Genomic DNA, 12,687 nt, shown 5'->3' with positions numbered 1-12,687 from the left:
GACACATGGGCGGACTGCTCGAAGGCAAGACAATTCTCATCACCGGCATCATCACTGACGCCTCCATCGCATTTCATGCTGCGGCCGTGGCACAGGAGCAGGGTGCCAAGGTCATCATCACCGGGTTCGACCGGTTGCGTCTGATCGATCGCATCGCGCAGCGCCTCCCCAAGGAGGTGCCGCCTGCGATCGAACTCGACGCCACCAACGAGGAGCATCTCGCCGCCCTCGCCGATCGGGTGCGCGCGGTCGCTCCGGAAGGTGTCGACGGCGTTCTGCATTCCATCGCGTTCGCACCGCGCACCCTGATGGGTCCGGATGCAAAGCCGTTCCTCGAAGGTCCGGGACCCGATGCAGCCAAGGCGTTCGAGATCTCGGCGTGGAGCTACGCATCGCTGGCCCGTGCGGTGCTTCCCGTCATGAACGAGGGTGGCTCCATCGTCGGAATGGATTTCGATCCGCGCACGTCGATGCCGTTCTACAACTGGATGGGTGTCGCCAAGGCCGCGCTGGAGTCGGTCAACCGATACGTCGCACGCGAAGTAGGCGCGGCAAAGAAGATCAGGTCCAACCTCGTCGCTGCGGGACCCATCAAGACTCTCGCGGCGAAAGCCATCGCGGGTACCGCAACCGGTGATGCAACCAAGATGAACCAGCTCAACGACTACTGGTCCGGCGCGGCACCTATCGGGTGGGACGTCGACGACCCGACAGTGGTGGCCAAGTCCATCGTGACTCTTCTGTCCGACTGGTTGCCGGGTACGACCGGTTCGATCATCTACGTCGACGGCGGCGCCAGCCACAACACGTGGCTCCCCGACTCGCTGTAGCTGTCAGCACCGCTCGCACGGCATCGGCCCCGATCGAGAGACACTTCTCGATCGGGGCCGATGCCGTGTCACGAAGTGTCGCTCACCAGGCGAGTTCGAGGTCACACGTGGGCTCGGCGCACAATGGAGAGATGACGACGTCCCCGGGCTACGACGCCCTACTCGTACTTTCGTTCGGCGGCCCGGAAGAACCTGCGCACGTCAGACCGTTCCTGGAGAACGTCACTCGTGGCCGCGGGGTGCCCCCGGAGCGTCTGGATGCGGTTGTCGAGCACTACATGCACTTCGGTGGAGTGTCTCCGATCAACGCTCTCAATCGCGACATCATCGCCGAGATCGAAACCGAGCTCGCGGCGGCAGGTATCGACCTTCCGATCTATTTCGGCAACCGGAACTGGCATCCCATGGTCGAGGACACCGTAGCGAGCATGCGCGCCGACGGGGTGGAACGCGCGTTGGTGTTTCCGACGTCGGCGTGGGGGGGATACTCGGGCTGCCGGCAGTATCACGAGGACATCGCGCGAGCCCGTGATGCAGTCGGCGACGGTGCTCCCGATCTGACCAAAATCCGTCAGTACTACGACCATCCGCTGATGATCGGTGCTTTCGCCGACGCCATCGCCGCAGCGGCAGCGGAGCTGCCCGAGCCCGTGCGTACACAGTTCCGTCTGGTGTTCACCGCACACTCGATTCCGAATGCCGCGGACGCCAATGCCGGTCCTCCGCAGGACGGTGGTCAGCTGTACAGCCGACAGGTCGCCGAGGCGTCGCGGCTCGTTGCGGCTGCCGCAGGCATCGACGATTACGATCTGGTCTGGCAATCGCGCTCCGGTCCTCCTCAGGTGCCGTGGCTAGAACCCGATATCTGTGACCATCTGGACGCGTTGTCGGACAAGGGTGTCGAGGCGGTCGTCGTGTGCCCGATCGGATTCGTCTCGGATCACCTCGAGGTCGTCTGGGATCTCGACACCGAAGCGGAGGAGAAGGCGCGAGAGCTGAACATGGCGTTCGCGCGCGCCGCTACCCCTGGAACGGACACCAGGTTCGCGAAGATGGTCGTCGAATTGATCGGTGAACACCTCGGGGACGGCACCGTACGTGGAACAGGTTCGGTACCGCGCTACGGATCGACGCTCAACGGTGCCCGTTGCGCACTGCACTGCTGCGAGCAGCCGACACGGCCTTCCCGCCCGTGAGATCGAGCCCGGTCACCGCCGCGGGACGCTGGATTCGATGCTGGCCGACACGGCGCCCAACCGTGCGGATCGAACGGCGTTCCACAACGGCCTGATCAACTCCTCGCGCGCCGCGGCCGAGCCTGCGGTCGGCTCCTCGGTCGGCGATGAGTGCTGTGCGACGGACAGAATCGCAGCTACCCGATCGGCGGACTCCAGGACGCGCAGTGCGCGTTCGGACATCTCCGAGGGGTATCGGTGCCGGGTCAGTTCTGCCAGTTCTGCAGCGATTCTGGTGCGCGGGTCACCGAGTGCAGTTCGAGTGGGTAGCGATTGCAGCGAACCCAGGGCGTCGGCCGCGCCGCGGACGGCCTCGCGCATCGCGTATTCGGCTTCGCCGAGGCCGAAATCGCGCACGGCTCGCGGCGGCACGTCGATCGCGAACACCGTCCAGCGGAGGACATCCGGTCCTTCGGTGGTGGGAACGAGCCCGAGTCCAGGACCTTCTGGATCACCGACGACGATGGCTTGGCCCGCGTGCACGGCGTGACGCGCGAACTCGGTGCCGCGCGGCAGTTCGGTCGTCGCACCGGGCCTGGGCAACAGCAACTCGATACCCGGTCCTTTGCGGTCCGTGGGGAGCAGCTTTCGGATCGTGGTGAGCAGGCTCGCCACACCGTCTGCCCGCGGACCGGGCCAGGCCAGGTCGGTGGCGTCGGCGGTGCCTTCGTCACCCGCCACCACGAGATGCATCGGGGCCCACTCGGACAGCGCGTCGATCACGTCGTCGGGCGCGCTGAAACCGGCCAGCCACGAACTGGCCCACACGGCAAGACTTGCACTGGGAGAACTCACGACTTACGAGCATAGGTCGGCGTGGCGAAGCGCGCTCGCTCGCGATCATGGCTAGCGTAGATTGCCGTGACGAACATGTACGGCGGAGACATACTTTCGGGGCACAGTCGGATGCGGAAAGTGCCTGCACCGCAGGTCCCTGCTGAGCGCGGACTTGTCGTCGAGGATTCGGCGACGGGCTTCTGCGGTGCGGTGGTGGGCTTCGAGCGCACCTACGACGGCGACTTCGTGCGACTGGAAGATTCGGCTCGTACGACCAGATTGTTCGCGCTTCGTGAAGCTGCGTTTCTGATCGACGGAAAGCGCGTCACTCTCGTTCGTGCCGTCGCAGCACCGAAGTCGCAGGCGTCGACGCGATCGGCATCCGGTTCGACCAAGGTCGAGGGGCTGCGCGCGCGAACCGCTCGCGCCAGCCGGATCTGGGTCGAGGGCGTGCACGATGCTGCTCTTGTGGAAAGCGTGTGGGGACACGATCTCCGGGTCGAGGGCGTTGTCGTCGAACACCTCGAGGGTCTCGACAATCTCGGTGAGCGACTGGCCGAGTTCGAACCGGGACCGGGGCGCCGGGTCGGTGTGTTGGTCGACCACCTGGTCACCGGTTCGAAGGAATCGAAGCTGACCGCCTCGCTCGGCCCGCACGTTCTCGTCACCGGCCACCCGTACATCGACGTGTGGGAAGCGGTGCGTCCGAAAGCCGTCGGAATCGAGGCGTGGCCGAAGATTCCTCGGGGCCAGGACTGGAAGACAGGGATCTGCAGAGAACTCGGGTGGGGGACTCCGAAGGAGGGGTGGCGGCACGTGTATTCGTCGGTGAGCTCGTTCCGAGATCTCGAGGCTCCGTTGATCGGAGCGGTCGAACAGCTGGTCGACTTCGTGACGGAGTGAGACCCGCCGCCCGATGTCCGATTTCTGGTTAGATGGACTGCGTGGCGGCGATAATCTGGCTCATCGCAGGAATTGCACTCGCGGCGGCCGAAGCGCTGACGGGAGATTTCTTTTTGCTCATGATCGCCGGTGGTGCTCTTGCCACTGCGGGAATTTCCGCCGTCACCGACTTTCCGGTGTGGGCCGACGCCGTGGTGTTCGGTGTGGTGTCGTTGGTGTTGGTTCTGGGAGTGCGGCCGATTCTGCTGCGGCGCTTTGCAGCTCCACCTCTGCTCGCTACCAACGCCGCCGCGCTCGCAGGCAAGAGCGCCGTTGTGCTCGAACAAGTTTCGGCCCACGAGGGCCAGGTGAAACTCGGCGGTGAGGTGTGGACCGCGCGTCCCCTCGACGAATCCGAAGTGTATGCGCCAGGAGTGACCGTGACAGTGATGGAAATAGACGGCGCTACTGCCGTCGTGTGGAGGGGACCGTAGTTCTATGGCAGCACTCATCGTTCTCGGCGTGATCGTTCTTTTCGTCGTCGTTCTCGTGGCCAAATCCGTCTCGATCATCCCGCAGGCCGAGGCCGCCGTGATCGAACGGCTGGGACGGTACGTGCGGACGGTGTCGGGGCAGCTGACGTTCCTCGTTCCGTTCGTCGACAGAATCAGAGCCAGGGTCGATCTGCGTGAGCGCGTCGTGTCGTTCCCGCCGCAGCCGGTCATCACCAAGGACAACCTGACGGTCTCGATCGACACCGTCGTGTACTTCCAGGTGACCAACCCGCAGTCCGCGGTGTACGAGATCAACAACTACATCGTCGGTGTCGAGCAGTTGACCACGACGACTCTCCGTAACGTCGTCGGCGGAATGACACTCGAGGAGACCTTGACCTCTCGCGATTCCATCAACGGTCAACTCCGTGTGGTTCTCGACGAGGCAACAGGCCGGTGGGGCCTTCGGGTCGCGCGAGTGGAATTGAAGAGCATCGATCCGCCACCGTCGATTCAGGAGTCGATGGAGAAGCAGATGAAGGCGGATCGTGAGAAGCGCGCGACCATCCTCACCGCCGAGGGACACCGGGAGTCGGCGATCAAGACTGCCGAGGGTGACAAGCAGAGCCGAATCCTTGCTGCCGAGGGCGGCAAGCAGGCGGCGATTCTGACGGCGGAAGGAGAGCGTCAGTCGCGCATACTGCGTGCCGAAGGTGACCGAGCCGCCAAGTACCTGCAAGCTCAAGGACAGGCAAAGGCGATCGAGAAGGTGTTCGCAGCGATCAAGGCGGGCAAGCCGACGCCGGAACTGCTTGCGTACCAGTACATGCAGACGCTGCCGCAAATGGCGCAGGGCGACGCCAACAAGGTGTGGATGATTCCCAGCGATTTCGGTGACGCGTTGAAGGGATTCGCCAAGACTCTCGGTAGTCAGGGCGAGGACGGTGTGTTCCGGTTCGAGCCGAGTGCGCACACCGCAGAAGAGCCGAAGCCACAGGACGACTCCAACGAAGTTGCCGCGTGGTTCGAGACCAAGACCGATCCTGCGGTCGCCGAAGCCGTGGCAGCAGCCGAGGCGGTGGCGCGTACGCCAGTCGACACTTCCCTCGCTCCGGATCCCAGCCTGTCCAAGCGTGCCGATGTCGGTCAGCTCTCTGCTCCGCAACCGGAAACCGGGTGGGCACCGCCGCCCGAGGCCGAACCGCAGTAGCGTCGACAGGTCTCTCAGGTAACCAACGCCTGCCCCACCCCGCAGACCGCGACGGCCCACATGACGCTGGTGAACGTGCCGATGATGAATTGTTCGGAGGCAGCCGACGCCTGTGAGCCACGCAGTTCCGGATAGCGGGCGAGCCCTTTGACCGCGAGCACTATTGCGATTCCCTCCGGCCAACCCGACAGTATCGAGGTGGCGACGGCGATGCGTTCGAGCACGCCGATCGTTCGACCTCCGTGCAGGGGCTCGTGTGCAGGATCGGGGGTCGGGCTGTCGGTGCGGCGCGCGAGTCGAAAGACTGCGGTCACCATCGGTGAGCCGCCGGTGACCGCCGCGAGGACGGCGAGCACATAGGTAGCGGCGAGGGCGAACCCCGTTGCTCGGTCGGTGTGTGCGCCCGCGGCCGCCGCCGCCGCGAGGAGCACCGCGGTGGCAGTGGCCGGAGCCCATGCGGGCAGTGGTGCTCGGGCCGGCACCAGTGCGGCCACGGACACCGCGCCTAGTAGGACCAACGTCACGACGGTCATGTGTCCCCCTGATGTGGTGCGGTGGCATCGAGTTCTTCGAGGAGATGTTCGGCGAGTGTTCGTCCGTTGGCCTCGATGCTCCACCGTGCCACCGACAGGCGTTGGGACATCGCTTGCTTGCTGATTCCGAGTAAAGCGGCTGCGCTCTTCTGGGTGTGGCCTTCTGACATGAGCTCGACTGCGGCATGGCCCTGATCGGTACGGTCGGTGATCAGTAGCGCCACGAGCGTCAGCGCGGTCTCGGCGTCCCGGCTGCGAGCACCGAGAACCGGATCTGCTGCAGTCACCGCCGTCGCCGCCGTGGCATTCTTCGCGCGGGTGACGGCGTCACGTGCGGCTTCGAATGCGGGACCACGGCCCGCCCTCGTGCTCTCCGGCAATGGTTGCTCCACCGTCCCGACGCCGATCCCGATGCTCCACGTTCCCCGGCGCGCCAGTGCCAGGGCGACGTCGACGACGGTGTGCGCGTCCGATGCCACGGCCTGGACCTCGTCTCCTGCAGTCCGTTCGAACTGCCGAAGCAGTGGGACCTGGTGCATATCCGCGAGCAGTTCTTCGACGCGGTCGACGTCTCTTCGGCTTCGACGCTGATCCACCGTGAGTACGAACATTCGACAAGGGTACTGGCTTGATTTCTTCAAGTCAATGTAAGGGGCTTGACTATCGCGAATCAAGCATCCAGGCTTTCCGGTGTCTCTTCGGTCGGTGTCTTTTCGGTCGGTGTCTCGTCGGCAGGTGTCACTTGGGCGGGTGGCACGCGAGCGGGGGTCGCCGCGCGACGAGCCCGCGACAACCTCCAGTCGACAACGAGGCCGATCACGCCGACAGCAATGCACACGCCCGACACGATCAGCAGAACCGGATCGGTGTGGCCTCCGAGCGCATCACCCAGCACGACGATGCCGACGGTTCCGGGCACAACCCCCACCACCGTTGCGAGTGCGAACGGAAGAATGCGAATCGAGGACACGCCGCAGCAGTAGTTCACGACCGAGAACGGGACAGGAGCGATCAGGCGCAACGACCCCACCGCCAACCACCCGCGCCGGATCAGACTGTCGTCGATCGCACGCACAGCCGGGTGAGTCATACGTGCAGCGCACCAGTCACGTCCCAGTGCGCGTACCAACAACAGGGCGAGCACGGCGCTGACCGTGGACGCGCCGACCGAGACTGCGATTCCGAGTGCGGGACCGAACAGCACACCCGCGGACAGGGTGAACAGCGTGCGGGGCACGGGGGCGATGGTCACTACCGCGTGCACGCCGAAGAAGGCGAGCGGAAACAACGGTCCGATGGACTGAGACCACTGGCGGACCTGCGCAATCGACGGATGCGGCGCCAGTACAGCCGCGATTCCGAGAGCGACGAGAACGACGACGAGACCGATCAACCGGGGATCTCGCAGACGGCTCGCCACGAACGCCGAGCTTACCGGCGTCAGCGGGGTGGTGATCCACCGCGCGAAACGGCCTCCCGTGCAAACGTGAGGTGATCCTCACGATATTGTCGAAGCAGTCGTGTTCACATCACAGAAGTCGTCAATCGTCGATCGGCTCTCGTCGATCGAGTCGAGGAGCAGTCATCGTGCCCATCGCTTCACAGGAGGACGCGTCGCGTAGCGCGTATGCGGCCTGGCAGCAGGCCGTCGCAGGAGTGCTTGCCAAATCGCGTCGTGTCGACGTCGCAGATCTTCCACCCGAACCGGAACATCTACTCGATACGACGACGTACGACGGGGTGACGGTGTCGCCGCTGTACGGAGCGTGGGGCGAGGGTGACGAGAATCCGCTTCCAGGACAGTTTCCGTTCGTACGCGGTCGAGATGCAGCACGCGACGTCAATGCCGGGTGGAAGGTCAGTGCGCGCTACGGATTCGGGCAATCGGACGCGACAATCGTCAACAGATCGATCCTGGACGGGCTGAACAACGGTGTCAGTGCGCTGTGGCTGAAAGTCGGGGACACGGGCCTTGCCGTCGAGGCGCTGCCGAACGCGCTCGATGGAGTCCTGTGGGATCTCGCACCCGTCGTTGTGGAGGCAGGTGCGCAGACGTCGGCGGCCGCTGACGTCGTATTCGGCATTCTCGATGGCGTCACGGTCGAGGATGCCTCATCGATCGACGTCCGATTGGGGGCGGCCCCGCTGACGGCACGCTTCGCCGGTGCCGAGTCCGTCGGGCTCGACGACGCCGTGGAACTGGCCCGCCGGTCGGTGGCACGGCCGGAAACCGTACGTGCCATCACCATCGACGGCACGGTGTTCCACAACGTGGGAGCAAGCGACGCACAGGAACTCGGAGCTGCCGTCGCGGCAGGACTCGAATATCTGCGAGCGGCGACCGCGTCGGGAATACCGGTCGGTGACGCTCTCGGGCAGGTCGAGTTCCGGTTCGCTGCGACGGACGATCAATTTCAGACGATCGCGAAGTTCCGCGCGGCGCGTGTGCTCTGGGCTCGGGTGGCACAGGTAGTCGGCGCGCCCGATTCGGGTGGAGCGCCACAGCACGCCGTGACATCGGAAGCGATGATGGCGCAGCGCGATCCATGGGTGAACATGCTTCGGACGACGTTGGCTGCATTCGGCGCCGGTGTCGGTGGGGCAGATGCCGTGACCGTTCTTCCGTTCGACGCTGCAATCGACGGCGGTGCCGCAGGCGTGTCGAAGACGTTCGCAGCGCGCATCGCTCGCAACACTCAGTTGTTGCTGCTGGAGGAGTCCCATCTGGGTCGTGTCCTCGACCCCGGCGCAGGCTCGTGGTACATCGAACAGCTCACCGACGACATCGCGTCGGCGGCGTGGAATTTCACGCAGGCGATCGAGGCGGACGGCGGCTACCTGGCGGCACTCGAATCCGGAACTCTTGCACAGGCGATCGCGGAGACGAAGGCCACCCGCGACGCCGACATCGCCCACCGCCGCACCCCGATCACCGGCGTCAACGAATTCCCGAACCTCGCCGAAGCGCCACTGGCTCCGAGTGCAACGACGTCCGGTGTCGCACGGTACGGTGCGGCGTTCGAGACGTTGAGAGACAGGTCCGATGCGTATCTGGCCGCGAACGATTCGAGGCCGCTCGCGCTGCTCGCGCCATTGGGTTCGGTGGCCGAGCACAACGTCAGGACCACCTTCGCGGCCAACCTCCTGGCCTCCGGCGGCATCCACACCGAGAATCCCGGTCCACTGACGGCATCGGCCATCGCAGACGCTGTCTCCTCGTCCGGCGCTCGTATCGCAGTGGTGTGCGGCACCGACAAGAAGTACGCCGAGGACGCAGGCGCGATCGTCGTCGCACTGCGGGACGCCGGGATCGAGCAAGTTCTTCTGGCCGGCCCGGAGAAGGTCTTCGCCGGCATCGACGGACCCGAGCGGCCGGACGACTTCCTCACCGCCAAGGTCGACGCCGTCGCCGTACTCACTGACCTTCTCGACACGTTGGGAGCGTAGACATGACCACGCAGGACTCGCGGACATCCCACGTCATCGGCAGTTTTGCCGATGTGCCGCTGAAGGATCCGCAGGACACCACTGCGACCGCTCCGACCGCCGAGGAGGTGGCAGCGCACATCGAGGCGGGCGCGAAGGCGAACAACTACACCACCGAGCAGGTCGTGTGGTCCACACCGGAGGGCATCGACGTCAAGCCGGTGTACACCAAGGCAGACCGTGATGCCGCCGAGGCCGAGGGATATCCGCTCGACAGCTTCCCCGGTACCCCGCCGTTCGTTCGTGGTCCGTACCCGACCATGTACGTCAACCAGCCCTGGACGATTCGTCAGTACGCCGGGTTCTCGACGGCAGCGGAGTCGAATGCGTTCTACCGTCGAAACCTCGCCGCCGGCCAGAAGGGCCTGTCGGTGGCGTTCGATCTGGCGACGCACCGCGGGTACGACTCCGATCATCCGCGTGTGCAGGGCGACGTCGGAATGGCCGGTGTGGCAATCGATTCCATCTACGACATGCGCCAGCTGTTCGACGGTATCGACCTGGGCAGCGTGTCGGTGTCGATGACGATGAACGGGGCGGTGCTGCCCATCCTCGCGCTGTACGTCGCGGCTGCGCAGGAGCAGGGTGTGGGGCCGGAGAAGTTGGCAGGCACCATCCAGAACGACATCCTCAAAGAGTTCATGGTCCGCAACACCTACATCTATCCGCCGAAGCCGTCGATGCGCATCATCTCCGACATCTTCGCGTACACCAGCGCCAAGATGCCGAAATACAACTCGATCTCGATCTCCGGCTATCACATTCAGGAAGCCGGAGCGACGGCCGATCTCGAGTTGGCGTACACACTCGCCGACGGTGTCGAGTACATCCGGGCCGGGCTCGATGCGGGCATGGACATCGACACGTTCGCTCCGCGTCTGTCGTTCTTCTGGGCGATCGGGATGAACTTCTTCATGGAGGTCGCCAAGCTGCGCGCCGGTCGACTGCTGTGGTCGGAACTCGTGCAGAAGTTCGAGCCGAAGAGTGCGAAATCCCGGTCGCTGCGTACACATTCGCAGACGTCCGGATGGTCGTTGACCGCGCAGGACGTCTTCAACAACGTCGCGCGCACCTGTGTGGAGGCGATGGCTGCGACACAGGGACATACGCAGTCGCTGCACACGAATGCGCTCGACGAAGCGCTTGCACTGCCGACCGATTTCTCGGCGCGCATAGCTCGTAACACGCAGTTGCTGATTCAGCAGGAGTCCAACACCGTCCGTCCGATCGATCCCTGGGGCGGCTCGCACTACGTCGAGTGGCTCACCCATCAACTCGCGAATCGTGCGCGCGCGCACATCGCCGAGGTCGAAGCAGCGGGCGGTATGGCCCAGGCCATCGGTGAAGGAATCCCGAAGCTCCGCATCGAGGAGGCCGCGGCGCGGACGCAGGCGCGTATCGACTCGGGGCGTCAGCCATTGGTCGGCGTCAACAAGTACGTACCCGACGAGCCGGACACCATCGAGGTCCTCAAGGTCGAGAACTCCAAGGTGCGCCGCGAACAGATCGAGAAGCTCGAGCGCCTGCGGGCCGAGCGCAACACCGACGAAGTCGAGGCGGCGCTGGCGAACCTGACCCGCGCGGCGGCGTCGACCGAATCGGGCATGGAGAACAATCTGCTGAATCTGGCGATCGATGCAGCACGCAAGATGGCTACCGTGGGGGAGATCTCGGACGCACTCGAGAAGGTCTACGGGCGCCATCAGGCAGAAATCCGGACAATCAGTGGTGTGTACCGCGACGAAGCAGGCAAATCGAAGAACCTGACCAGGGCCACCGAGCTGGTCGAGCAGTTCGCCGAGGACGAGGGTCGCAGGCCTCGCGTGTTGGTCTGCAAGATGGGCCAGGATGGTCACGACCGCGGACAGAAGGTGATCGCCACCGCATTCGCGGACATCGGATTCGACGTCGACGTCGGCCCGCTGTTCCAGACACCCGAGGAGGTCGCCCGGCAGGCGGCCGACAACGACGTGCACGTCGTCGGTGTGTCCTCGTTGGCCGCGGGCCACCTGACCTTGGTCCCGGCGCTCCGCGAGGCTCTCGCTGCGGTGGATCGCCCGGACATCATGATCGTCGTCGGTGGTGTCATTCCGCCCGGTGATTTCGAGGAGCTCTATCAGGCGGGCGCGGCGGCGATCTTCCCTCCGGGAACCGTCATCGCGGATGCCGCCATCGGGTTGGTCGAGAAGCTGTCGGTTCAGCTCGGTCACACCCCACGTGAGGCCTCCGCCTGAGCATGAGTTCTCCCAACAGGATCGCCGCGATCGATATCGACGCCGTCGCGAAGTCCGTACTGGCCAACGAGCGATCGGGACTGGCACGCGCGATCACACTCGTTGAGTCGACGCGTACCGATCACCGTGACCTCGCGCAGCAGCTGCTTCTTCGGTTGCTCCCGAAGGCGGGCGGATCCCACCGTGTCGGGATCACCGGCGTTCCGGGTGTCGGGAAATCGACGTTCATCGATGCACTCGGGATGCACCTGATCGAGAAGGGCCATCGCGTGGCGGTGTTGGCCGTCGACCCGTCGTCGACGCGAACCGGTGGTTCCATCCTCGGTGACAAGACACGGATGGCGAACCTGGCCGTGCAGAAGGACGCCTACATCAGGCCGTCGCCGACATCAGGAACCCTCGGGGGAGTGGCGCGGGCGACACGCGAGACCATCGTGCTGCTCGAGGCGGCGGGCTTCGACGTCATTCTCGTCGAAACGGTGGGCGTGGGGCAGTCCGAGGTGACTGTGGCGAACATGGTGGATTGTTTCGCGTTTCTGACGTTGGCGCGTACGGGCGACCAGCTGCAGGGCATCAAGAAGGGCGTGTTGGAACTCGCCGACCTCGTCGCGGTCAACAAGGCAGATGGCAAACACGCCATCGAGGCGAAGAGCGCAGCGCGTGAGCTCGCAGGCGCTCTTCGCATGATCTACCCGCACGATGCGATCTGGCAGCCGCCAGTGCTGACGATGAGTGCACTCGAGAAGGTCGGCCTCGACGAATTCTGGAGCACCGTCCTCAGACATCAGCAGGTACTGTCCGACGCTGGTGAGTTCGCGGAGAAGCGTCGAACACAGCAGGTCGACTGGACGTGGACGATGGTCAACGATCAGCTGCTGCGAAGGCTTGCCCAGAATCCCGAAGTGAAGGCCATCCGGGCGGGCGTCGAAGCTCGCGTGCGAGACGGTTCACTGACTGCAGCTCTTGCTGCACAGGAGCTTCTCGACGCTTTCGACGCCTGACGCAG

The 12,687-nt window shown here is 64.7% G+C and carries 12 protein-coding genes; 8 read left to right on the top strand and 4 right to left on the bottom strand.

Features of this window, described 5'->3' with window-relative positions; translation table 11 throughout:
* Positions 1-5 precede the first annotated feature (5 nt).
* Positions 6-830, top strand: a complete 825-nt coding sequence (gene inhA / locus RY1_RS02205) for an NADH-dependent enoyl-ACP reductase InhA (RefSeq protein WP_072801856.1) — start codon at positions 6-8, stop codon at positions 828-830.
* Positions 831-961: 131 nt separating this feature from the next.
* On the top strand, positions 962-2,026 hold the full coding sequence (locus RY1_RS02200) for a ferrochelatase (protein ID WP_072802254.1): 1,065 nt from the start codon (positions 962-964) through the stop codon (positions 2,024-2,026).
* Positions 2,027-2,038: 12 nt separating this feature from the next.
* On the opposite strand, the gene RY1_RS02195 is transcribed toward RY1_RS02200, so the two are convergent.
* A complete protein-coding gene (locus RY1_RS02195) occupies positions 2,039-2,860 on the bottom strand; it encodes an Rv1486c family protein (RefSeq protein ID WP_072801855.1) in 822 nt (273 codons plus the stop codon).
* A 75-nt stretch (positions 2,861-2,935) separates the two neighbouring features.
* Here RY1_RS02195 and RY1_RS02190 point away from each other — a divergent pair, with 75 nt between their 5' ends.
* From RY1_RS02190 to RY1_RS02180, 3 genes are read left to right on the top strand one after another with little or no spacing between them, the layout of a single operon-like run.
* Positions 2,936-3,745 carry a DUF3097 domain-containing protein gene (locus RY1_RS02190; RefSeq protein WP_072802255.1) on the top strand — a complete coding sequence of 270 codons (810 nt, stop codon included), beginning with the start codon at positions 2,936-2,938 and terminating at the stop codon, positions 3,743-3,745.
* Positions 3,746-3,786: 41 nt separating this feature from the next.
* The gene (locus tag RY1_RS02185) at positions 3,787-4,218 is read left to right on the top strand and encodes an NfeD family protein (protein WP_072802253.1); all 432 of its coding nucleotides are present in this window, start codon (positions 3,787-3,789) and stop codon (positions 4,216-4,218) included.
* Positions 4,219-4,222: 4 nt separating this feature from the next.
* Positions 4,223-5,428 carry an SPFH domain-containing protein gene (locus RY1_RS02180; protein ID WP_072801854.1) on the top strand — a complete coding sequence of 402 codons (1,206 nt, stop codon included), beginning with the start codon at positions 4,223-4,225 and terminating at the stop codon, positions 5,426-5,428.
* 14 nt (positions 5,429-5,442) lie between these two features.
* On the opposite strand, the gene RY1_RS02175 is transcribed toward RY1_RS02180, so the two are convergent.
* The 3 genes from RY1_RS02175 to RY1_RS02165 are packed head-to-tail and all read right to left on the bottom strand — an operon-like array spanning position 5,443 to position 7,381.
* Positions 5,443-5,961 carry a hypothetical protein gene (locus RY1_RS02175; RefSeq protein ID WP_072801853.1) on the bottom strand — a complete coding sequence of 173 codons (519 nt, stop codon included), beginning with the start codon at positions 5,959-5,961 and terminating at the stop codon, positions 5,443-5,445.
* On the bottom strand, positions 5,958-6,572 hold the full coding sequence (locus tag RY1_RS02170) for a hypothetical protein (protein WP_072801852.1): 615 nt from the start codon (positions 6,570-6,572) through the stop codon (positions 5,958-5,960). Before RY1_RS02170 ends, RY1_RS02175 begins: the two co-directional genes overlap by 4 nt.
* 59 nt (positions 6,573-6,631) lie before the next feature.
* Positions 6,632-7,381, bottom strand: a complete 750-nt coding sequence (locus RY1_RS02165; RefSeq protein WP_174565299.1) for a TVP38/TMEM64 family protein — start codon at positions 7,379-7,381, stop codon at positions 6,632-6,634.
* A gap of 167 nt (positions 7,382-7,548) precedes the next feature.
* Between RY1_RS02165 and RY1_RS02160 the strand changes: the two genes are divergently transcribed.
* Genes RY1_RS02160 through meaB form a run of 3 tightly spaced genes read left to right on the top strand, consistent with a single transcriptional unit; the run spans position 7,549 to position 12,682 of the window.
* Positions 7,549-9,408: a methylmalonyl-CoA mutase family protein gene (locus RY1_RS02160; protein ID WP_072801851.1), complete on the top strand. Its 1,860-nt coding sequence runs from the start codon at positions 7,549-7,551 to the stop codon at positions 9,406-9,408.
* Positions 9,409-9,410: 2 nt separating this feature from the next.
* Positions 9,411-11,681: a methylmalonyl-CoA mutase gene (gene scpA / locus RY1_RS02155; RefSeq protein ID WP_072801850.1), complete on the top strand. Its 2,271-nt coding sequence runs from the start codon at positions 9,411-9,413 to the stop codon at positions 11,679-11,681.
* Between the two features lie 2 nt (positions 11,682-11,683).
* Positions 11,684-12,682: a methylmalonyl Co-A mutase-associated GTPase MeaB gene (meaB, locus tag RY1_RS02150; RefSeq protein ID WP_072801849.1), complete on the top strand. Its 999-nt coding sequence runs from the start codon at positions 11,684-11,686 to the stop codon at positions 12,680-12,682.
* The last annotated feature ends 5 nt before the right edge of the window (positions 12,683-12,687 follow it).

Origin of the sequence: Rhodococcus yunnanensis NBRC 103083 (assembly GCF_001895005.1) — a bacterium.
Taxonomy (GTDB): domain Bacteria; phylum Actinomycetota; class Actinomycetes; order Mycobacteriales; family Mycobacteriaceae; genus Rhodococcoides; species Rhodococcoides yunnanense.
This window is presented reverse-complemented; position numbering and strand designations above follow the sequence as displayed.